The sequence below is a fragment of the Bacillus clarus genome (assembly GCF_000746925.1).
GTDB lineage: Bacteria > Bacillota > Bacilli > Bacillales > Bacillaceae_G > Bacillus_A > Bacillus_A clarus.
Window position 1 is genome coordinate 48,297 of the sequence record NZ_JMQC01000009.1, and the last position, 22,828, is coordinate 71,124.

Below are 22,828 nucleotides of genomic sequence, written 5' to 3' on the forward strand. Positions count from 1 at the left end.
TACTAAATGAAGATTATGTCTCCGGCCCTAAAAACTCCTATGTTTTATACCGGACATAGGAGTTTAATTTTATTCATCACTAGTTCTTTCTGTAAATATAAAAAACATACAAATATATCAAGTAATTATTTTTTTAATAATTACATTAAAGTGATTGGAGGTATTTAATCAGTTAATTATATTCTTTTTAACCAATATGTATTTTTTTTTTAGGTAATATTGGTAAGGATTCATAATCTACATAATACAGTTCATATAGGGATTTTTTTTGGCAAAAAAAGCATCTAACCTTTTTGTTTGTTTTTTTATATTCGGTAAATTTAAAATTTCTAGACCATTTAATACATGATTTTCGCATATAAACAAAATGTACACTCCTCTTTTTAATTGTTTTTCAACAAGAATTCTGAATATAAAAATATTTAATGGTTTTTTACATAAAAATACATTAAATTTCAAAAAATATCAAGTATTTGTATTTATAATCCATAAATAATGTAATTTGAGAAAGAAAAAATATTATATTCAGAAAATAAAAAATTTTCTTTTTCAATTGACCATTCAAAATTATTGCTATATCATACATTTCGTAAGGTAAAAAATGTTAAAGAAATACATAAAAAGTAAACATTTAGGGGGAGTTTTTGTGTTTCAAGAGAAGTTTGATAAATTAGTTGAAGATCATTTAAATGGATTATCTGAAGAATATACTGATAGTCTTAAAAGTGAATTTATGGAAAATCAGGTTGTTATCTTAGATAAACTAATTCCTGAACCATTAAAAGCAGGTGTACATGCTGAAGCAAAATATTTACTTTCAGAACATGGGTCAAGAAGAGATGTAGCTAAAATGGAAGTAACAGGCGATTCACCTCGTCACTATAATAGTGTTGGACGTGACAGTATTGCGGAAAATGCAAGTTTAATTCCTGCATTTTTTAATTCTAAAGTAATTAAGGAGTTTTTAGCAAAAGTAAATAATGATGAAACTTTACATGCTGTTCCATATCAACCAGAAGAATATATAATTAATAGTCAACAAGCAACGGGGGATACACACGGATGGCATTGGGATGACTATGCCTTTGCTTTAATCTGGATTGTTAAAGCTCCAAAAAAAGGTGATGGAGCGCTAATTGAATATGTTCCAAAAACTGAGTGGGATAAAAATGATCCGAAAAATTGTGTACAAAAAGTATTAGATACACATGAGGTTAATACTTTATATGTTCCAGAAGGGGCATGTTATTTAATGAAAGCTAATACAGCACTACATCGAATCACACCTTTAACAGGAGATTCTCAGCGAATTGTTATTGTCTTTACATATGCTTCAAATGAAGACTTTAAAAAAGAAATCACTCATGAAACTATGGAACAAATATACAGCAAAGAAATTGTTACAGTTTAAAAGACATGTAATTAATTTTTAAATAAGGGCGGAATAAGTTGTTACTAATCTCAAGAATATAGTACTTATTCCGCTATATTTAATTTATATTTTATAAACAATATTTTAATGAGGTGTAATTTATATATGACTAATAAATATATATGTATTGTTGATGCATTTTCAACTGGAGCAGAATTAGCTCCTCAATTTAAAGCATATGGATATAAGGTTATTCATGTTCAATCTTCAGAAAACATTATTTCAGATTTATTAAATACTTTTAATTCAGAAGACTTTGACCAAACATTTGTATTTAGAAATGATTTGAATGATTTGATTAAACAAATAGAAAATATAAATATTAGTCATATAATAGCTGGAACAGAAACAGGTGTATTTTTATCTGATTTATTATCAGAAAAATTAAAACTACCTGGAAATAATCCTGATACATCTATATTGAGAAGAAATAAATATGAGATGCATGAGGCTTTAAAGGCACATGGTATAGCACATGCTAAACAGGGATACTTTTATAATCTAGAGGATGCTGTTTCTTGGGCAAATACTCAAAATATATGGCCTGTTGTGGCGAAACCTTTAGATAGTGCCGGTTCAGACAGTGTTTCGTTTTGTTTTAATACGGAGGAATTAATTACAGCATGTAATTTAATTTTAAATAATAAAAATAAGTTAGGATTTGACAATAAAGGTGTATTAATTCAAGAATGTTTGGATGGACAACAATATTTTGTGAATGCAGTTACAATAGATGGTCAACATGTAATTACTGAAATTTGGAAAGATAAACGCAATCAAGGAATTTGTGACATAGAAGAGTTGCTACCTTATGATGGTGAAGCACAGGCGGAAATTATTAAATATGTGAGAGAAGTTCTGACTTGTCTAGGAATTGAACAAGGTCCTTCACATACGGAACTTATGTTTACCAAACGTGGCCCCGTTTTAATTGAATGTGCAGCTCGTATGATGGGAACAATTCTTGAATCAGCAGTTATTGCGTCAATAGGCGATAGTCACGTAACTACAACAGTTGAGCGATATGTTGAACCAGAAAAATTTATGAAAAGATTAAAAAATGGATACAAGTTAAATAAAAACCTATTTTGCATAACTTTGGTTTCAAAAGAAAGCGGTATTGTGACTGAGAATCATGTGATGGAAAAATTAAAAGAACTTAATTCTTTTTACGAAGTATTTCATACACCAAAAGTTGGGGAAAGAATATTTGAAACAGTGGATCTTTTTACGAATCCAGGCATAATATATTTGCTGCATAGTGATAGAGAACAAATACAAAGAGATTATGAGAAAATCAGAAGATTAGAAAAGCAAGGAGAATTTTTCCGTGTCAAAAGTACAGTATAAAAAAGCCTCTTTAATAGGAGTAGGGTTTGTATTAATTTACAATATATTATCCTCAATAAAAGAAGTAGTTTCTGGACATGTTGTACAAACCATTTCACCATTCTTATTGGTTACTATGGCTTTTGGGTTTGCGTTTGTTTTTTTTCAAATTTTATCATTTTTTAAATATAAAAATGAGTATAAAAAGCCATTTCAGGACTACTCTACTCTAATTAAAGTTAATATTTCGACAGTAGGAGCTTGGATTGGATTCTTTTACGGGGTAAAATATTTGGAACCTGCCATTGTTAGTACACTTATTGCGGGAATTGGTCCAGCTATAGCTACAATTTATCAAGGTTTCTTTGCTTCAAAGAGAAATATAAACCCAGTTGAAAATTATTCAGCTTTTGGGATTTTAATCTGTTCAATTTTATTAGTTTGGATTTCGCTTAATGGGATGACATCTGTTAATTCAGTAAATTATATTGATATTACTAAAGGGGTCATTCTTACATTCATTAGTAGTGTATGTGTTGTAATCACAACATTCTACACAAAGAAACTTTCTGGTTTAGGGTGTTCACCTATGACAATTATGGCTCATAGATTTTATTTATTAATTCCTATTTCCTTAATTGCTTTTCTCATTACAAATACACAAAAGGTTAATATCCTGGAGAACCTACCAATTATTATTTATATTGCTGTATTTGGTGCAACGATACCGCTACTATGTCTACAATATGGGATAAAATATTGCACACCTATAATGGTTGTTACTTTATTAGCTATAGCACCTTTATTTACATTTTTATTTGAAATTGCAGATCCAAGATTAAACCTTAGTCCAGTATCAGGTGGGCTCATTACATTGACAACAGCTATATGTATTATATCTACTCTTAGTTCTTTAAAAAAGGAAAAACAAATATCTACTCCTAGTTCTTTAAAAAAGGAAAAACAGGCTGCTAATTAAATTCATTAAGTCAAAACCCTTAGATATAATCATTCACTTATCTAAGGGTTTTGTCTATTAAATTTTAGATTGTATTTTTAAAATTAAGCAATAGATAGCTAAAAAAATTTAGCACGAAAAATATAATTCTTAAGGGGGAAAGTCATGAATTCTAAAACAAATGCTGTAGTTTCAAGTAGGGAGGTTACTGTTGGTGATATAAGCAAAGTTAATAAGCCGACAGCAAAACTCCAAAAATCACTAAAAACTAAACATCTCACGATGATTTCGATTGGGGGATCAATCGGAACAGGATTATTTATTTCTAGTGGAACTTCAATATATATTGCAGGTCCAGGTGGTGCTTTAGTTGCTTATGTTCTGATTGGCATTATGGTATATTTGCTCATGATGAGTTTAGGGGAGATGGCAACATATATGCCAGACTCTGGATCGTTTAGTACATACGCTTCTAGATACATAGATCCAGCTTTAGGGTTTGCTTTAGGTTGGAATTATTGGTATACCTGGGCGATTACAATAGCAGTCGAATTATCAGCTTCGGCCATAATTATGAAATTTTGGTTTCCAAATATACCAGGTATTATTTGGAGTGCGCTTTTTTTAGCCATTATTCTTATGCTGAATTATTTTTCGGTAAGGTCCTTTGGTGAAGCTGAGTATTGGTTTTCTTTAATTAAGGTAATAACAATTATTATTTTTTTAATTGTTGGAGTATTAACAATAATAGGTATCATGGGTGGAGAACATATAGGCTTTAAGAATTTAGCATTTAGTGAAAATACTTTTCATGGTGGTTTTCTTAGTATTTTGTCTGTGTTTATGATTGCGGGCTTCTCTTTTCAAGGAACTGAGTTGATTGGGATAGCTGCTGGGGAAAGTCAAAATCCCGAGAAGGACGTGCCTAAATCGATAAAACAAGTATTTTGGCGAATTCTTCTTTTTTATATTCTTGCTATTTTCGTAATAGGTTTGATTATTCCTTATAATCATCCTAATTTGATGAATGAGGATGTACAGAATATATCAATGAGTCCGTTTACAATTGTATTTGAAAAATCAGGAATTGCTTTTGCGGCTTCAGTAATGAATGCTGTTATATTAACGGCTATTCTCTCTGCTGCAAACTCAGGAATGTATGCCTCAACTAGAATGCTATGGGTTTTAGCAAAGGAGGGAAAAGCTCCAAAATTTTTAACAAAGGTAAGTAAAAGTGGTATCCCTGTTAACGCTCTAATTGCCACGGCTTTAGTTGGTATGTTTGCATTTTTATCTTCATTTCTAGGTGAAGGTCGCGTATTTATGTGGTTACTTAATTCCTCTGGACTCTCTGGTTTTATAGCTTGGACAGGGATAGCCATTAGCCATTATAGATTCCGCAAAGCATATATAGCACAAGGGGGGGATGTAAATAAGTTACCTTATAAGGCTAAGTGGTATCCTTTTTCTCCAATTGTTTCCACTGCACTTTGCATAATTGTAATTATTGGGCAAAAATATGAGATTTTTATGGGAAAAGAAGTTGCTTGGGAAAGCTTATTAATGACATATAGTGGGTTGCCGATATTTTTTGCGTTATGGTTTTTTTATAAATGGAAGAATAAAACAAAAATTATTCCTCTTCAAGAATGTAATTTACAGAGAAAAAGCTAAATTTATCGATAAATAAGTATAAAAGATGATAAAATAAATTACTATATTTAGACGTATAATTATTATTATGCTAATCGAGGTAATATTTTGGAGAATAATAAATCTCTCAACTTAATGGTAATATAGTGTCCACTTTTAGAGTAATAAAAAAATTGAATTGTACTCTATAAAATGGATAGTTTTAATAAAAGAACATGAATAATTAAGCACTTAAAAGATGGTTTCACTATTCTACCGGAGTCATCTTTTTTAGTATTCAATTTAGTGTACCATCTCCACAATGTTTTTTATTAAACGTCTACGATTTGGGATACAATTCACTTCGAGGATAAAAAGGAAGTTTCTTTTTTGTCAGGAATCCCCAATTTGCAGAACGTTTATTAAACAAGATTTTTCTACAATACATGAATTTAAAGTATTATTGGATAGAATGAACCAAGTACAGAATGTTGAAGAGAAGGAATTTAATATAAGAACTCCTGGATCAAAAAAATAGGAAGATATCGATAAGACAAATTGAGAATCTTCCTATTATATAGATACTAAAACAATGAATCCCCTATATCTATTGTTACCAGATTTTGTCGCCTTGTACGCTCTCTTAAATAACGTTCTGTCGTCATAATAGATTCATGTCCTAAATAATCAGATTATTTATTGGGGTATAAAATAAAAGGATAAAAGTAAAAATTATATAAATAGATATAATATTTTATAATGAGATGTATAATCAAAATGACACACCTTTTTATTTTATTTAAGTTTTTCTTTTTTTATTTATAGGATAAAGGAGGAGCACTTGTGAAAGATGAACGGCGAGCCATTATTAAGGAAGTTTCCTATTTAGAAATGAAACATTGTATCGAATGTCCTTTATACAATTCAAAAGAAGTTGCATCCGAGAAAGGTCGAAAGAGAAAAATTAGAAATAATAAGTTATGTGAGGGCTGTCCGGTGTATAAGGAGATTCGAAAGAGAGGAGACCGATTGAATATATTACCAAAACAGGGGACATTTAATGCAATAAAACAAAAATATATGGACAATCCAGGTGTTTATTTGCAGTGCAAAGAATATCCTATTTATTTTTAAGGTACTTATTAACGTTATATTGAGGCGAAGTGGTCTTTAGATAGGGAACTATATTAAACTATTAATAAAATCCTCATATAACGAGATCTGAAAAGTCGTTTTTTGAAAGAGTTAAGTTGAATTGCTAATTTTATGGAAAAAACAAGGGGTTTTATTTATTTCACAACCAATTCAAAATAAACACCTAGTATTCTACATTTATATAGCTAAACAAAGAAATACCAACCTATTAGTATACATATTTAAGTTATAATGAACTAAAGATCAAATAAACTCGTTAATTAAAATATTTTGAAGATTACGATAAGAGTAACGATTTTCTATTTAAGTGATTAGAAATATGGTAAAATAGAAGTATAACTGTATATTGTCATGGCGGGAGGTTCCTTTCCTTTCTCTTTTATTTTAGAGAGAAGGGAGGTGAACCGAATGGATATTTTACTAGATTTATTGCGAGATACTGCAAAAATCCTTTTTACAGTGTTTATAACAGCTTATGCAAATGAGTTCGTTAAAAAAGCAGTAATAAACGTAAAAGAACCGCCCCCAAAGCCTGCAAGCAAAAGGGCGGTTCTAAAAGAAAAAGAACGAAATAAACTTAAGGAACCGACCACCTTGCGGTAGCAGTTACTAGACGGGATGTTGACGCATCCTATCTTTTTAGTTTATGTAATTCAATTAAGAGCTATACTTTATATATATTAAATATGCATTCAATATATATTTATAATGTAAACATATCACATTTTTATTTTTCTGTCAATTGTTCGACATAATTAATAATGAATCTCCTGTAAGTCTTATTGCAAGGCATCTCAAATAAAGTATTTATAAAAGAAAATAAAAAACGGTTTTTTAAATATAGACCGTTTTTTAACTATGATTTACTTATTTTGGTTCTGTTGCAAAGTTTGAAAACTGCTTCAAAAAACGAATCAAACATACGTCATTTTGTATATTTTACGGTGTTTATTCTTGCTAATTGTATTTAAATTCTATACTTTTAAGTTAGAATAAAACTTTGCATCAGAACCATTTATTAATATGCTCATTTTCCGTTTGACATCTCTTTAGTTACATCTAGAGATTGATAAACGTTATTTTTGCAAATTGGAAATTCATTTATAGCATAACATATAAAGTACAATATAGTAACTTAAATTAAACTAAGTAAGATATAGTTACATTACAGCAAGGCTCTACAAGATCCCCTATAGAAATGATATATTTTTAGGGAAACTTGGCGAAGAATTAATTTAGAGTACACAAATAAATAGTCTAATAAGTAATTGTAGTTATGTAAAAAATACATAACTACAATCGATAATATTATATCCATGTAATTAATTATCAAGAGGTTAAATTAGAATTCATCTTCCATAATTAGATTTCCGGCATCATTATCTTTTGTTAATCTCTGCTTCAGATAATTTTCTTTCGTAGTCCGATCGTTTTTATGACCAACTGCAGCTGCGATGACATGAGGTGGCAATCCTTTGTAATCATACAAGTACTGTACATAAAAATGTCTAAAGAAGTGGGGAGTAATTCGGATATTCTCCGTAAAGGGTAACTGAGTAGCCTTTATAATTTTAGAAATATATTGTGACAAGTAATTATCTCTATAAGCAGTATGGTTCTTAGTTTGAAATACCGTTCCACCATTTGTATTTCCAATGTCTATAGGTAATCTTCTTCGAATTCGAAACGCGACAATACGATTAAAAATCTCCTTATTAATAGAAACAATCCGTTCATTATCTCCCTTTGTATCAACTGTTAAATAGTAACGTCCTCGTATAGCGTCATACTCAAGATCTTCCCACTTTGCATGGGCCACCTCTGCAACACGTAACCCTGTAGTAGTAAGAACCGATAATAAAGCATAGTTAATTTCATTATCCTTGTAGTAGTTTAGCAGTTGCTTCACTTCTTCATATGATAACTCGCGCTTGGGTTTATGTTGTTCGTTTACCGTCGTACTAAGAATCTCCACATGAAGAGGTTCCTGGATATATTGAATCTCATATAACCATCTTAAGTAAGAGCGAATCACTCCGAGTTTCCGACTAACTGTAGATGCCTTGTATTTTTCTTTCGATTGATAGGAGATTGCCTCCTGGGATAGCCATTTTTGATAGTTACGGATATGTCGTTTTCTTAGATTCCTCCAAACTTGGCCATCTTTAAAATCTTTTACATCATGCTGCAGAAACTCTGTACTTTGTTTAATAAAGAAGTAAAACTGACTTAGATCCCGCGCATATAAAGTCCTAGATTCATCTTTGATACGTTTTTCTTGGTCAAAGTGAGTTTGTCGGTTCAAATAGTAGTACAATATTTCTTCATCTGAAAATCCCTCATATGTATATGTATCTTCTCTTTCGTTATTTTCCTTTTTAAATTCAGCTTCATCTATATAATCACGATGCCATAATGCAATTATGTTTGCAAAATTTTGTTTTTGTTTCTTTATATTTTCTAAAGAAGTTTCACTATGAATTGTATTCAATTCAAATTTCATTATCCTTCAACTCCTTATTAATCCCTTTTATACCTATTATTATAACGGAATTACATTCAAAATTACTTACATAGTAAAATTAAAATTTATAAAAATGAAAATATGAAACAGATATAGAAAAGGTCCCATTTTCTATGGTTATTATTAAATTAATTAAAATGTATTTACTTATTATAATTTACAATGATTTAAAAATGAATTTTAAAAATAATTTAAATTAGACGTTACTTTAATTATTAAAGAAATATACAATTACATTATGGTATAATTAATTTAAAATATGACTTTTATAAAATATAATTTACATAATATTATTATGTTATATAAATGGAATGCAAGGGGGAAAAGGGATGCTTAGCATATATAAAATGACTATGACTACAAATGAAGTAAAAGATTACTTGGATATTAGTCAGTTTATTTTTAATAATCTAATAAAGAAAGGGCAGTTAACTCCGATCAATAAGGACACATGGCGTTTAGATGGAAGCTTTTTATTTAACAGGGCGGAAGTAGAGAAATTAAAAGGTGATCGTGAAATAGAGGGGATTACTTTATATCAAGCAAGTAAAGAGTATCCTATTAGTATGAATCAACTTGAAAAATGGATAGAAGAAGAGGAGCTTGTTTATACAGTACAAAAATATCGCAACCGAGAAACGAAATTTGTGAAAGAAGAGGATATTCGTAAACTTGTTCAGCAAGTAGAACAAGCAAATGCTGTCTATACATTTTCTCAGAAACATAATGTAGTAGTATTTCAAAAGTTTATAAAAGGGAATACATTAGCACGTATTATTTCTATTCCGAAACGTGGTGATATTATACTCCTTGATGAATTTGGGAATAGTCTGACACTTAGTGCTGCATTAAAAGAAGGGTATGAGTCTGCCTATATGTTATCTAATAAACCACGAAGCCATCATCAAAGATTTGTGAAATTCCGTTTTCCGAAATCCAATCAATTACGAAATAACATTTTTCATTTAATCGATAATATATTGGAGTATGTGTCGCCAAGGAATTTAAAAGTATCAGAAGAAGAGGGATTCTGGTATTTTGAGGTCCGTCAATCTTTAATTACATTGCCACCAGGAATACAGGCAGAATGGATAAATGAATTAACACCCTATATAATAGAAGGAAAAATTGTTCCACGTGTCAATCATAGTGTATATTTGGACAGTAACACAGTAACAAAACCTGTAATACTCACAAATAAGGAGTACCAATATATAAAAAAAATTACAGATGAAACAAATAGCTCTATTGAAGAATTTATTGCAATTGCAATTCGAGATAAAATTAATCAACACTTACTTAATCAAAAATAAAAGGTCCATTTAAACAAATTTTCCTTTTTCAAACTGATTACACACCTTTTTTAGAATAATAGTATTAGTATGTCCAAGATTAAAAGATCACTTGCATGTATCTTGAAGTTTTTGCACCAGAACCATGATTAGAAATATCTAAGAATCTTAAACATAAAATAGTAATGACACCGAGAAAAAATCATTGTACGTTATTCTTATCGTCGTGTTTCAAAAAGGCACCTAAAAAGGTGCTTTTTTTGCTTTGCACCCTTCAAGAAGGACATGCATAAGGCATAGGGCAACATTAACAATGCAAAGGGAACTTGCTACATTCTTATATGCAATATTACATATAAGAATGTATTGATAAAAATGTAAGCGCTTACTATAATAAGAGTATAAAGATAAATCACATCTTAGCAACAACAAAAGAGGAGGAAATAATATGACAATCGCAATGACAATTTTAAAATTTGTAGGTGGAGTACTCCCATTCGTTCAAGAACTTTTAAAAGCATTTATGTAAATTCACTATTTAGCAATTATTTATAAATAATTATCATACCTTAGTTCGAAAAAAGGAAGGGGCTGATTTTTTTGGAAATTAAGAAAAATAATAAGGGAATAAAACTCCTAGCATGTTTATTAGTTAGTTTAAGCACTATTAGTTATTCATCTATTTCCTTTGCGGAAACAAAAACAGGTAATTCAGCTGGTGCAACAAAAAATGCAAGTGGCATTGATACTGGTATAGCAAATCTAAAGTATAATAATCAAGAGGTTTTAGCAGTAAATGGTGATAAAGTAGAGAGTTTTGTTCCAAAAGAAAGTACAAATTCAAATGGTAAATTTGTAGTAGTTGAACGTGAGAAAAAATCACTTACAACTTCACCAGTCGATATTTCGATTATTGATTCTGTGGCTAATCGTACATATCCAGGAGCAGTACAACTTGCAAATAAAGCTTTTGCAGATAATCAACCTAGTTTGTTAGTAGCTAAGAGAAAACCTTTGAATATTAGTATAGACTTACCTGGCATGAGAAAAGACAATACAATTACTGTCAAAAATCCTACATATGGTAATGTGTCTGGTGCAGTAGATGAATTAGTATCTACTTGGAATGAAAAGTATTCAAAAACACATACGTTACCTGCAAGAATGCAGTATACAGAATCTATGGTGTATAGTAAATCTCAAATAGCAAGTGCTCTTAATGTTAACGCTAAATATCTTGACAATGCACTGAACATTGACTTTAATGCTGTTGCAAATGGAGAGAAAAAAGTGATGGTTGCGGCATATAAGCAAATCTTTTATACCGTAAGTGCAGAACTACCTAACAATCCATCAGACCTTTTTGATAATAGTGTTACGTTTTACGAGTTAACTCGTAAAGGGGTAAGTAAGGCGGCTCCGCCTGTTATGGTATCAAATGTAGCTTATGGTAGAACAGTTTATGTGAAATTAGAAACATCATCTAAGAGTAAAGATGTACAAGCTGCTTTTAAAGCCTTAATTAAGAATCAAAGCGTTGAAGCGAGTGGACAGTACAAAGATATTTTTGAAGACAGTACCTTTACCGCTGTAGTATTAGGCGGAGATGCAAAAGAGCATAACAAGGTTGTTACAAAAGATTTTAATGAAATCCGAAATATCATTAAAGATAATGCAGAATTAAGTTCTAAAAATCCAGCATACCCAATTTCATATACAAGCACTTTCTTAAAAGATAACGCAACTGCTGCTGTTCATAACAATACAGATTATATTGAGACTACAACTACAGAATATTCTAGTGCTAAAATGACGCTTGATCATACTGGTGGATATGTTGCTCAATTTGATGTATCTTGGGATGAATTCTCATATGATGAAAAAGGAAAAGAAGTACTAACCCATAAAACTTGGGAAGGAAATGGTCAAGACAAAACGGCTCATTACTCTACAGTTATACCGCTTCCACCAAATTCAAAAAATGTAAAAGTCGTAGCAAGAGAATGTACAGGTCTTGCATGGGAATGGTGGAGAACAATCATTAATGAACAAAATGTTCCATTAACAAATGAAATAAAGGTTTCAATTGGAGGAACAACATTATATCCGACTGCTAATATTAGTCATTAGGTAGAAGTGAAGCGCCCTGTAAACAGGGCGCTTTTTTACTTGGTCGCAAGTATATCGGCGCTTTTTCAAATATATGATACTCATCTAATTGGAGTATCAAACTCTAGAGAATTGTGCACTAGAACCCGGAAAACAACTATTAAAGATTATATTGAAGATACTTTAGATAGATTATAAGTTGTTAAAATAGTCTGTAAAGCAAAATCTTTCACAAGAACAGGAAAAAGAGCATTCAATAAATAGCTTGAGAACTTCCCAAAGCATATTTCTTAAAAATCTAGTTTACATAAGAAATCTTATCGGTAGTTGTGAAAAGTGAAATATTTCGTCTCAAAATAAAAAGAAATATTGTCTTATTGAGACGGAAATGAGAGAATTTTATAATATCTAGTAGGGGTGCACTTCAATGTATGGCTAAATTTTCTTCGAAAGAAAAAATACGAGCGGTGAGACGATATTTAGAGGGGACTGAAGGTGGAAAAACAATTGCTAAATCTATTGGTGTTCACTCCAGTATGCTCTATCAGTGGATTAGACAATATGAATCTTTAGGTGAAAATGCTTTTGAAAAACGCTATACATCCTACTCTCCCCAGTATAAACTAGATGTACTTCATTATATGAACGAACAAGGGACATCTATTAGGGGTCACCATACATGCCTATCTCCCGAAAAGGTTGCTTTTTTCTTAGATTGTATAGAAAGAATACCGTTTTTTTGTACTTAGGGATAGTGAAAATTCTTAAGTTGATGGGCATGGGTCACCATACATGCCCATCAACTTAAGAACCAAAATAAAATGGGGTTTCCTTCAAAACAGCTAAAAACTGTTTAACATATTGGTTATTCTTAAAAATACGCATGCTAAATAAACTCTAACGAGTTTTATTTTTAAAATTATGCAGCTTTCTTTTGTTCTCTAGCTATACTATACTCATAATGAACACCCATGATATCGAAGACCGTTTTCTTCTCATATCTGTGAGATTTCCGCCCGTTTTTCTCTAGAAGGTGGAACAGGCGGATCAGAAGCTTTGTTACTTCTTGGGTGTTTTGCTGTATGGCTTGATAGAGGAGAAATAGATGGTCTTGAATCATTCCAATTGCTTTATATTCACTTAATTCTTTTTGCTTCTTCTGTAATAAAAGTTGACGCATTTTAAACATGGTAGAAGAACATAAGAAAATAGCGATCAGTTTTCCGTATAAATGGCACTCTATTCTTTCTTGTTTGACAGTGCGACAATGATCTATATCAAATAATGATTTCCACGTTTTAAAAACAATTTCTATCTGCCAGCGTAGTGTATACAATTCATGTACTTGTTCTATCGGAACCCACTCCCAAGGTGCATTTGTCACATATACATTTAATCCCGCTACTAATTTACTTTTCTCTGAATAGGTTCTGTGTTTTGACTTTTCTTTTTCTGCAATTTTCTCTAGGCGTTTTTGTAATTGTGCCGCTGTTAAACGATGAAAAACGAGACGTGAAAATAACTGCTGTTTATCTCCAATATAAGCTTGCTGGTATTCTACCGTTTCTCCAGGTTTAAGTTGATTTAAAATCTGTATAACATTAATTTGTATGTATTCTGATTGTTTTTTAATGGAACCATTTTTAAAATATTCCGGATTTGGATTTTTCACATATACATTCGTATTTAACTTTAACCGCGAAATATAATACGTACCACGTTGATCCATTTGATCTAAATCCTCTAATGAAAAATAGCCTAAATCACGAATACATAAATCGCCTGGTCGTAACGTATCTAAACATTCTGTTCCAAATGTTTTATCATTATTTTTTCCAGGACCCACTTGAAAATTAAGAAATTGCCCACTATGTAAATCATATTCTAATTGAATTTTGATCCCAGCTGTTTGCGCGCAACCACCTGAACCAGGATATATATGTTCCAAAGTATTAGGCACTTGAAACATGGTAGCATCCATGATGCGAATGCGCTTAAAATGAGCAAAAAGTTGGTTAGAAATATGAGTTTGTTCACAGATTTTTTGTTGTAATAACAAAGAAAAGATATGTTTTAAAAATAACACTGATTTTGCAGTAAATCGTTTATTTAAGCCCTCCGGGCTGAGTAAAGTACCTGTAGCTGCATGAAGCCTACTACATAGTCGAACTAAAGGATCACTGGCCACCCGTTGGCTAATCCAAATACAAATCGTAGCTAAATCTGATCCAGAAAACTTACGTTTTCGCTTTATAAACTTAATCTCTCTTGCCAGTTCTTCTAAAAATCCAGGTGTGATATAGCGCTGTAATTCTTCTGCAAATGGTTGTAATTCCTCTTGAATCGAGAGATTCATAAAAAACGTCACCCTTTCTCATAGATTATTAAGCAAGAATAACGTTTTTTTGTACTTGGGGGTAATAAAAAGTCTTAAGTTGATGGGCATGGGGTCACCATATCAAAAAAAGAAAATTGTACGTTCAGACACAATTTGGACACATTTTATTGCATTCTTTATAAAATATCATGATTTTTGATTCCTTTGATTGATTTTTACTATCTATTTCTCATGATTTCAGTGAAAATGAGAAATATGCCATTATTTCAGACGGAGGAAATAAGAATGAAATGTTATCAATTACATTTGGAATTAGTGGGATGTCCTTTCCCCATTTGGAGAAAAATTATTTTACCAGCAAAATTAACTTTTGCTGATTTACACGATGTGATTCAATGTTTATTTCAGTGGGAGCACCAACATTTGTTTGAATTTACTGTAGGAAAATATGCTATATCGGCTCCACCTGATTCGAGCATTTCCTTTTCTACATTGGAAAAGACGACGCCATCTCGGATGCTACTTGCTGGTAGAACCATGTTACTTGAACAGATCAAAAAGAAGGATCTGATTTTTCAATATGTATACGATTTTGGAGATCATTGGTTGCTACAGATTCAAGTTGAAAATATACTGGATCAATCCTCTGATGAGGTAACATGTATAGGCGGAGAAAATGCAGCCCCATTAGAGGATATTGGAGGTATTCCAGGATATCTTGAATTTTTAGAAGCAATAAAAGACCCTTCACACCCACAATATTCACTCTATGAGGAATGGGATTTATTAGATTTTGATCCTTCTTTCTTCGACATACAAGAAGTGAATAAAGGATTAGCCTATTGTGATTGAATCATAAGTAAATGGTAGTTTCCCTTTATATAGATTTAAAAAAGGATCTGATTTTTTGCTATACAAAAGGTTAGGTCCTTTTGTATAGCAAAAAATTTGTTTATGAACAGAGGATAGAACTCAATAATATCAACGTTTTCTAGCTATAATCATGTTCATAAAGTGTGTAAACAAATCAATGTTCAATTAAACTTAGGTTTTTATCTTTCTGAACATGTATTCATCTTTATAAAATACTGTAATGATAAGGGTTTGTAGTCCTTAGCGTACAATTTTCCCAGAATGATATGGTGACCCCTGTATAATAGTGTTTTTCTTTTGACCCTTAACTTCATCTGGAATGTTCAATTAAAGGGCCAGTTTGTAGAGGATTTTAACAGGTTTTTTAGAGTTATTATTTAAATAGGGATTTTGAAGTCTTTTGGTGAATATTAAATGTTAATCTAAAAGATGGAGGTTGCTGTGATGTTGAAACTGTTTCAATATAACTGGCAAGTTCGTGATGATTGGTTTACATTGTGCGAAGACATACCGGATGAAGAACTATTAAAGAAACGGGTAGGTGGATTCGGCAGTATCCTACATACCCTATTTCACATTGTAGATGTGGAATATATGTGGATCTTAGGTTTGCGAGGTGAACCAGTGCCTGAAGAGCCATTGTTTGAAGATTATGCTCACTTACAAAAAGTGAAAAATCTTTCAGCTCAATACCACGAGAAAGTGAAGACATTTGTGACATCTTGGGCAAATAAAATGGATTCTCGGAAACTTTCAGAAACTGATTTCAATGAAGAACCGATTAGCCCTAGAGACGCACCAATTAGGCGCCGAGTCATTGAATGTACACATGGGGAGATCATACGTCATGTCATTGCCCACGAAATCCACCATATCGGCCAGTTATCTATATGGGCACGTGAAATAGGAAAGGAGCCTGTTTCCGCAAATCTGAGAGGAAGAGGGCTATTCGATAATTAGACTGCCTTTGCCAATTTCACAATCGGGCGCTTTAATGGCACAAGGATCAAGAAATGATCAAACTTATTTAAAAACGAATGGTTTAATTGAATATATTTAAAGCGTGTTTTGATCAAACTTTTTTTAAAACACACTTTTATCTATTTATTATTTTATCAAGGTTTATAGAGTTAATTTAATTAAACTTTATTTCAAAGCTACAATTCTTATGAGTATTGGGATTTTAACAATGCATGAAATTAAGCATGTCTTGTCGATGTAGTAAAACTTCAGTAATGTTACTCCACTAAAGATCCAGATTGTGGAATAAGGACATTGAATTAAATAACAATGTATCTGAAGAAGGAGTCATATTTCCATTAGTTGAATTATTTAGTGAAAACTTTTTAATGGTTACAATACGCGCTAAGGAGGATTTGGAATGAACAGGATGGAATCGTTACTTCAAAACTGGGACTTTTGCTACGATAAAGAAGATTGGTATCCGCCGCTCGCTGATGCACTCAAAACGCTTACGGCGGAGCAAGCAGATTGGCGCCCGGCTGGCGAGCATTCGAACACGATTTGGGAGACAGTTGAGCATTTGATTTTTTACAAGAAACGGTTGCTCAAAAGAATTACCGGTGAGGAATCGCAGTATCCGGAAGGGTTGACGAATGAAGATACGTTCGCAGTCGCTTCGAAAACGGAGAGCGATTGGGAAGCCACGCAAAATAGGCTAAAAAGCGTCCATCTTGGCATCCGTGAGCGTATTACGAATTTAAACGTTGACCAATTGCAAGCTCTTGTTACTAATCGTCCATTAGACGAGTGGCTGAACAGCCTCATTCTCCATGACGTTTATCATACGGGCCAAATTATCCTAATCCGCAAGTTGCAAGGCTCTTGGCCAGCGCGCCGCTCTTTTGAATAGGGCAAAAAATTGCACTGCAGTTCGAGAACGTGGGCCCTATATATCACGAATTATATCAAATATTTGTCGAGCTATTTGACAAAATGTTGGCAACGGAAAAAACGCCTCCTAACAGCAGTTTTAGCACAGATATGCTACTGACGGCATTAAGCAGCAATTCCTATTTATTCAAAGGGATGAGCACGGTTATTTACCTGAGGAAATTGCGGAATAGCTCTGTTAACATTTATTTCTGGTCTACGGGTTTGAAACAAATAAAGTAGGTCTGCCTTAAAAAAGTTAAAATAGGATGATTGAGCTAACGAATACGATACTTGAATGACAGAAAAAAAGCAGGCCAAGACTGAATTGTTCCAGTTATGGCCTGTTTTTTGTGATGCTCTCACAAGAATACATTACATGTAAACAATGTGCAGAGCCTTATATTTCAAGGGTTTTTCACATTTGAGTATAGATAACCGCGTTTTCCTGACGGTACCCCATCGCTATCAAGCGAGGGCACTGAAAAACTCCATCTAGTTCCACTTGGCGAGACATTCAACTTAAGTTCGTACATGGCCATTTACGATATGGTCGTGTCAAAAAATAATATGCTTCGGCAAATTAACGAACTGGTAGACTTCTCATTCATTTTAGAGGAATTGAAAACAAAATATTGTTTAGATAATGGAAGAAATGCGATTCCTCCGATTCGAATGTTTAAGTACTTATTGTTAAAAGCCATTTTTAATGTATCCGATGTAGACCTTGTCGAACGTTCAAAATATGATATGTCTTTCAAATATTTTTTAGGTATGGCGCCAGAAGATGACGTGATTGATTCAAGCTCACTCACAAAATTCCGCAGACTTCGTCTTCAAGACGTAAGTTTAGTAGATATGCTCATTGGAAAAACGGTTGAAATCGCACTCGAAAAGAACATTATCAAAAGTAAAGCAATCATTGTGGACGCAACGCATACCAAAGCACGTTATAACCAAAAATCACCAAAAGAATTTTTACAAGAGAAATCAAAACATACTCGCAAAGCAGTGTATCAATTCGATAAATCTATGAAAGAAAAATTCCCCCAAAAGAATACTTCTAACGAGGTAAAAGATGAAATCCCTTACTGTGAAAAATTGAACGTGTTAAAAGAAGCTGTAGACGATACGCAAGAACATCTAAATTATTCAACAGACGTCGATGCACGAGTAGGATATAAAACAGTACACAGTTCTTTCTTTGGTTATAAAACACATTTAGCAATTAGTGATGAACGTATTATTACAGCAGCAGTCGTTACAATAGGTGAAAAATCAGATGGACATTATCTACAAGAACTGATTGAAAAAAGTAAAGTAACAGGAATGGAAGTTGAAACCGTCATCGCTGACACGGCTTATTCAGGGAAAAACAATTTACTTTATACAAAAGAACAAAGCATTCAACTGACTTCTAAGTTAAATCCAATGATTACTCAAAATGGGCGAGCAAAAGGAAAAGGATTTGACTTTATTAAAGATGCAGGTTTATTTGTATGTCCAGCAGGACATTTAGCAAAAAGAAAAAGTAAAAAACCAGATTCACATCCAGGAGCAAGTGCAAGAATGGTTTATTTTTTTGACGTTGAAAAATGTAAGGTCTGTCCACTCCGAGAAGGGTGTTTTAAAGAAGGTGCAAAAACTAAAACCTATTCTGTTGCCATTAAATCAGAGGAACATTTAGACCAACAAGCTTTTCAAGAAACAGAAGAATTTAAACGCTTAGCTCGAGAACGCTATAAAATCGAAGCAAAAAATAGTGAGTTAAAAAATAAACACGGGTACGATCAAGCATCGGCTGCGGGTTTATTGGGCATGCAAATTCAGGGAGCAACGACGATATTCGCTGTCAATCTAAAAAGAATCTTGAAGCTTCTGGATGAAAAAGGGTAATAAATAGACAAAAAAATAGGGCGTTTTCTGTTCGAAATTGAACAAAAAGCGCCTTATTTTTCTCTATAATGAATTTATTTATAAAAAACGTAAGTTTTTCAGTGGCTTCGTGCAATACCGAACACATACCAAAGGGGCTGCCTAATAAAATAATATGTCTAACTTTTTGGGGTCACTTCACAAAGAGACTCCGCCTTTTCAACGTACAATGAACTTCAACAATTACTAGCTACTTCCTAAACATTGTTCCTCATTTACCGACCTGTTTATGCTTTTTTCAAACTTTGCAACAGAACCAAATAGTTCCTATTTTCATGTCTTTCTACAAATTCTTTAATTCCATTACTTATGTACCAATCAAAGTAAAATAAAATTATGTATTTTTTATATAATAAAATTAGATGCAAATCAAATAAGGAGAAGCATTTATACTGTAATATAAACTTTAAAAATATTTATATGTAATTACTGAACTTTTTATTATTTGTTCTTTCCTATTCTACCTAAGCTGTCTTTGATAGTTGTTTCTCCAAGTTGTGTGTATAATAAGGCTGTATCTTGACTAGTATGTCCAAGTTGTTGCATCACCTGTAATGAATCCTTTTCTTCCATATATAGCTTATTTGCTAATGTATGTCTTAATTTATGAGGAGACATTCTTTTACCAAAGGATTTAGTATATTTTTCTACTATATCTTGGATAGCTCTAACTGAAAGAGGTTGTGCAGTATGTTTATACTTCGATAAGAACACATTTTTCAATTCTTTCCCTGGGACATATTTATTCGCTCTAATTTCTATATATTTTTCAAGATCATTCAATGCAATTGGGGTAATCCATACAGAATCTTCTTTATTTCCTTTTCTTATTACATCGATAAGTCTTTCTTTTAAATTTACATCTTCAATACGAAGATCGGCCAACTCACTTACACGAATACCACTCCCAAGAAAGAGGGAGAGAATAGCTACATCACGTTCTTTATCTCTTAGAAAATAAAACAATTGATGTTTTGTTAAAGCTTTTTCATGTTCGTACTTAACATAATTTAAAAATTCTTGATCGTCATCATTATGGAATATTTTAGATCTCATACGCTTTGCACGGGCATTTAACGTTTCTTTATCTTTATGTATTTCAATTTTAGCCATTACATTTCTATAAAAATAGCATTCACCATCTTCATCTTCTGAAAGGGAAGTTAGATACTTAAATAAAGATTTTAAAGCTGAAATCTTTCTGTTAACAGAAGAATTTTGCATGTTTTGCTGTAGTTTTAGAAACCTCATAAAGTTCTCAACATCTTTTTTCTTTAAATTCTCCAAATCAGAGAAGGATATGTCTTTAATGGGCTTAAAGTTAATAATTTGTTCAGATAATAGCCAATTAAAGAAGACTCTAAAATCATATACATAATTCAGTAGGGTGGAGGGAGAGGCATCATGCAATTCTTTGTACTCCACAAATTCTTCTATGTAAAAGGGCATTTCTTTTAAATTTTCGTATAATTTTTTACGATGTACGGATTTTTGACGTTGCTTGCTGTAATCCATAATAATCACCTCAATATATACTATAACAGAAAACAAAAACGAACACAAGTTCGCATCAAATTCAATTTTTACACAGACTTATTTACATAATTAAATTACGTAATACTAAAATGTATACAAAATTGAATGGGATAGTGTAGTTATTCTAATATGAATTATAGATAACCAGGTAATAAATTTGTATTAGGCTATAAAAACTGGTACAAAAATACTATATATAAAATAAAACTAATTTAATATATAAATTCATACAGGATGCTTTAAAAATTGTTTACAAGTCGTTATAAAATATTAATTGCTTAGTTTAATCATGGTTAATCAGGACTTAATTAGGTCAACATAAGAAAAAATCGTGTAAATTAAAATGTAATTAATAATACAGGTTGTTTATGAGTAAATCAGCATTTAATTATTTTTATATAAAATATGAATTATATAGATCCAAAGTAATACACTAAGAGTTATCCATTTAGGCTTAAAATCCCTAGATGCTATATTAGATTTTTATAAGACCACTTTATTATTCGTAAAATTGGTATTTCGCGCGAAGTTGTAGAGGTTAAAATAGAGGATAGATTTTCTCTATCCTATTGTTTGATTCATTCTTTATTTATTTTTGAGTAATCTTAATGTCTACATCAAACTCTGTGTCATCATTTTCTAAAATATCTAAGATTAATTTCATTCTTCTTGCAACTGTTTTAGCATCATAGTTTCCTTTAATATCAAATGAGAATGAGTTATTTTTACATTGAATATCATATTTATTTTTCTTTACTAAATCTTCTTTAAGATTATTAGATTCTGACTCCAGTAATGATTTTTCTATATTGTCACAAGGATTTTTAAGCTCAGTATTTTCTAGCTCAATCTCTACTGATTGTTCCTGAATATCTGCTTGTCTTAATTTCTTAACTTTAGAATTCATTGCATATAAATTCGCCGCATTAGTATTCATCATTCTTGCTAAATCGGCTATGCTGTTGTTTGCGTGTTCCTCAAGATAATAAATGAATAACTCTATTTGTTGTTGTAGGTCAATTGATTTGTATACTTTATAGTTGCAAACGTTTAATTTCATATTATTAAATTCTTCTTCAGATAAGATACTTTTCATTTTTGACCCACCTTTAATGTTAGCGTTTCTAATCTTAATCCCTAAATTATTTAAAATATTATAGTATTGGTTTTTACTTATATCCATTCCATCTATGATTTCATCCACCGTAAATCTCGTTCTCCACGCTTCTATTAATATAATCTGATCTTCTCTAGATTTCTTTAAAAAAACACTTTCATGTAAAATAACTTCATACATATTATAATTTGTCACCTTTCCATAAAATCTCCTCAAATGAGTATACTTGATATATTCAAAGTATATGTTGTATAGTTACGTAATTCAATAATTGGTTACATAACTTTCATTCAGTATTGTGTTATTAGTTTGATTTTTGAGAATTATCACTAAACCCCCATAGAAATATTATTCTTTCACATAACACGAATTAATTTTTGTTTTCAATATCTGCTTCATGAACATAAACTAACTTTTTTTCAAAAATAAATAATGTATGAAAAATAATTATTTCAACGATTAACTACATTGAAATATAAAATGAAATAGCGAAAAATAAAACTTATAATTTCTTCTTTGTAATTTGATGAATATCATGTTATTATGGCGAAGGCTATAAAATAGATGTTGCTATCTATAATCATTTTACAGAATATTCACTCCTGTAAAAGCGTAATTATGCCAATTGCTTGTTTCATGTATTACCTACAAAAGGGCTGCTTTCAATTTCTTTTTATACATAACTAAAAGTAGCTTTTTTAAAAA

General features: G+C 31.5%; 16 protein-coding genes and 2 pseudogenes. 13 read left to right on the top strand and 5 right to left on the bottom strand.

Annotated elements, in window-relative coordinates; all coding sequences use genetic code 11:
* Window positions 1–646: 646 nt before the first annotated feature.
* The 4 genes from DJ93_RS27005 to DJ93_RS27020 all read left to right on the top strand — a co-directional run bounded on the left by DJ93_RS27005 (window position 647) and on the right by DJ93_RS27020 (window position 5,393).
* A complete protein-coding gene (locus DJ93_RS27005) occupies window positions 647–1,411 on the top strand; it encodes a HalD/BesD family halogenase (protein ID WP_052109701.1) in 765 nt (254 codons plus the stop codon).
* Window positions 1,412–1,537: 126 nt separating this feature from the next.
* Window positions 1,538–2,782, top strand: a complete 1,245-nt coding sequence (locus DJ93_RS27010; protein WP_042984503.1) for an ATP-grasp domain-containing protein — start codon at window positions 1,538–1,540, stop codon at window positions 2,780–2,782.
* Window positions 2,763–3,740 carry a DMT family transporter gene (locus DJ93_RS27015; RefSeq protein WP_042984504.1) on the top strand — a complete coding sequence of 326 codons (978 nt, stop codon included), beginning with the start codon at window positions 2,763–2,765 and terminating at the stop codon, window positions 3,738–3,740. Before DJ93_RS27010 ends, DJ93_RS27015 begins: the two co-directional genes overlap by 20 nt.
* Window positions 3,741–3,884: 144 nt before the next feature.
* Window positions 3,885–5,393, top strand: a complete 1,509-nt coding sequence (locus tag DJ93_RS27020) for an amino acid permease (protein WP_042984506.1) — start codon at window positions 3,885–3,887, stop codon at window positions 5,391–5,393.
* Between the two features lie 542 nt (window positions 5,394–5,935).
* On the opposite strand, the pseudogene DJ93_RS32540 reads toward DJ93_RS27020, so the two are convergent.
* Window positions 5,936–6,040 (bottom strand): annotated as a pseudogene (locus DJ93_RS32540) (tyrosine-type recombinase/integrase); the annotation flags it as partial.
* Between the two features lie 154 nt (window positions 6,041–6,194).
* Between DJ93_RS32540 and DJ93_RS27025 the strand changes: the two are divergent.
* Window positions 6,195–6,485, top strand: coding sequence for a zinc-finger domain-containing protein (locus DJ93_RS27025; RefSeq protein WP_052109704.1), 291 nt, complete (start codon window positions 6,195–6,197; stop codon window positions 6,483–6,485).
* A 429-nt stretch (window positions 6,486–6,914) separates the two neighbouring features.
* The gene (locus DJ93_RS33435; RefSeq protein WP_042984509.1) at window positions 6,915–7,109 is read left to right on the top strand and encodes a hypothetical protein; all 195 of its coding nucleotides are present in this window, start codon (window positions 6,915–6,917) and stop codon (window positions 7,107–7,109) included.
* 739 nt (window positions 7,110–7,848) lie between these two features.
* On the opposite strand, the gene DJ93_RS27035 is transcribed toward DJ93_RS33435, so the two are convergent.
* Window positions 7,849–9,009, bottom strand: coding sequence for a tyrosine-type recombinase/integrase (locus DJ93_RS27035; RefSeq protein WP_042984511.1), 1,161 nt, complete (start codon window positions 9,007–9,009; stop codon window positions 7,849–7,851).
* A 350-nt stretch (window positions 9,010–9,359) separates the two neighbouring features.
* Here DJ93_RS27035 and DJ93_RS27040 point away from each other — a divergent pair, with 350 nt between their 5' ends.
* The 3 genes and pseudogenes from DJ93_RS27040 to DJ93_RS27050 form a co-directional block, all read left to right on the top strand.
* Entirely contained in the window at window positions 9,360–10,343 is a 984-nt protein-coding gene (locus tag DJ93_RS27040; protein WP_042984513.1) for a hypothetical protein, read from the top strand.
* Between the two features lie 570 nt (window positions 10,344–10,913).
* Window positions 10,914–12,452, top strand: a complete 1,539-nt coding sequence (locus DJ93_RS27045; RefSeq protein WP_042984515.1) for a thiol-activated cytolysin family protein — start codon at window positions 10,914–10,916, stop codon at window positions 12,450–12,452.
* 410 nt (window positions 12,453–12,862) lie between these two features.
* A pseudogene (locus DJ93_RS27050) lies at window positions 12,863–13,099 on the top strand (transposase); the annotation flags it as partial.
* 251 nt (window positions 13,100–13,350) lie between these two features.
* Here DJ93_RS27050 and DJ93_RS27055 read toward each other — a convergent pair.
* On the bottom strand, window positions 13,351–14,787 hold the full coding sequence (locus tag DJ93_RS27055) for an IS4 family transposase (RefSeq protein ID WP_042984517.1): 1,437 nt from the start codon (window positions 14,785–14,787) through the stop codon (window positions 13,351–13,353).
* A gap of 267 nt (window positions 14,788–15,054) precedes the next feature.
* Between DJ93_RS27055 and DJ93_RS27060 the strand changes: the two genes are divergently transcribed.
* The 4 genes from DJ93_RS27060 to DJ93_RS27075 all read left to right on the top strand — a co-directional run bounded on the left by DJ93_RS27060 (window position 15,055) and on the right by DJ93_RS27075 (window position 19,431).
* Window positions 15,055–15,621, top strand: a complete 567-nt coding sequence (locus tag DJ93_RS27060) for a plasmid pRiA4b ORF-3 family protein (RefSeq protein WP_042984519.1) — start codon at window positions 15,055–15,057, stop codon at window positions 15,619–15,621.
* A 465-nt stretch (window positions 15,622–16,086) separates the two neighbouring features.
* A complete protein-coding gene (locus DJ93_RS27065; protein ID WP_042984521.1) occupies window positions 16,087–16,602 on the top strand; it encodes a DinB family protein in 516 nt (171 codons plus the stop codon).
* A 421-nt stretch (window positions 16,603–17,023) separates the two neighbouring features.
* Window positions 17,024–17,515, top strand: a complete 492-nt coding sequence (locus tag DJ93_RS27070) for a DinB family protein (RefSeq protein ID WP_042984523.1) — start codon at window positions 17,024–17,026, stop codon at window positions 17,513–17,515.
* Window positions 17,516–18,069: 554 nt separating this feature from the next.
* Window positions 18,070–19,431, top strand: a complete 1,362-nt coding sequence (locus tag DJ93_RS27075) for an IS1182 family transposase (protein ID WP_052109706.1) — start codon at window positions 18,070–18,072, stop codon at window positions 19,429–19,431.
* A gap of 480 nt (window positions 19,432–19,911) precedes the next feature.
* Here DJ93_RS27075 and xerS read toward each other — a convergent pair whose 3' ends face one another.
* Both xerS and DJ93_RS27085 read right to left on the bottom strand, forming a co-directional pair.
* On the bottom strand, window positions 19,912–20,985 hold the full coding sequence (gene xerS / locus DJ93_RS27080) for a tyrosine recombinase XerS (RefSeq protein ID WP_042984525.1): 1,074 nt from the start codon (window positions 20,983–20,985) through the stop codon (window positions 19,912–19,914).
* A gap of 610 nt (window positions 20,986–21,595) precedes the next feature.
* Window positions 21,596–22,303, bottom strand: a complete 708-nt coding sequence (locus DJ93_RS27085) for a hypothetical protein (protein WP_142920707.1) — start codon at window positions 22,301–22,303, stop codon at window positions 21,596–21,598.
* Window positions 22,304–22,828: the final 525 nt, after the last annotated feature.

Bases quoted from the DNA above. Each gene is read 5' to 3' on its own strand.
- DJ93_RS27070 (WP_042984523.1), top strand. From the start codon at position 17,024: ATGAACAGGATGGAATCGTTACTTCAAAACTGGGACTTTTGCTACGAT.
- xerS (WP_042984525.1), bottom strand. From the start codon at position 20,985: ATGGATTACAGCAAGCAACGTCAAAAATCCGTACATCGTAAAAAATTA.
- DJ93_RS27010 (WP_042984503.1), top strand. From the start codon at position 1,538: ATGACTAATAAATATATATGTATTGTTGATGCATTTTCAACTGGAGCA.
- DJ93_RS27060 (WP_042984519.1), top strand. From the start codon at position 15,055: ATGAAATGTTATCAATTACATTTGGAATTAGTGGGATGTCCTTTCCCC.
- DJ93_RS27020 (WP_042984506.1), top strand. From the start codon at position 3,885: ATGAATTCTAAAACAAATGCTGTAGTTTCAAGTAGGGAGGTTACTGTT.
- DJ93_RS27085 (WP_142920707.1), bottom strand. From the start codon at position 22,303: ATGTATGAAGTTATTTTACATGAAAGTGTTTTTTTAAAGAAATCTAGA.
- DJ93_RS27075 (WP_052109706.1), top strand. From the start codon at position 18,070: ATGGCCATTTACGATATGGTCGTGTCAAAAAATAATATGCTTCGGCAA.
- DJ93_RS27035 (WP_042984511.1), bottom strand. From the start codon at position 9,009: ATGAAATTTGAATTGAATACAATTCATAGTGAAACTTCTTTAGAAAAT.
- DJ93_RS27065 (WP_042984521.1), top strand. From the start codon at position 16,087: ATGTTGAAACTGTTTCAATATAACTGGCAAGTTCGTGATGATTGGTTT.
- DJ93_RS27040 (WP_042984513.1), top strand. From the start codon at position 9,360: ATGCTTAGCATATATAAAATGACTATGACTACAAATGAAGTAAAAGAT.
- DJ93_RS27055 (WP_042984517.1), bottom strand. From the start codon at position 14,787: ATGAATCTCTCGATTCAAGAGGAATTACAACCATTTGCAGAAGAATTA.
- DJ93_RS33435 (WP_042984509.1), top strand. From the start codon at position 6,915: ATGGATATTTTACTAGATTTATTGCGAGATACTGCAAAAATCCTTTTT.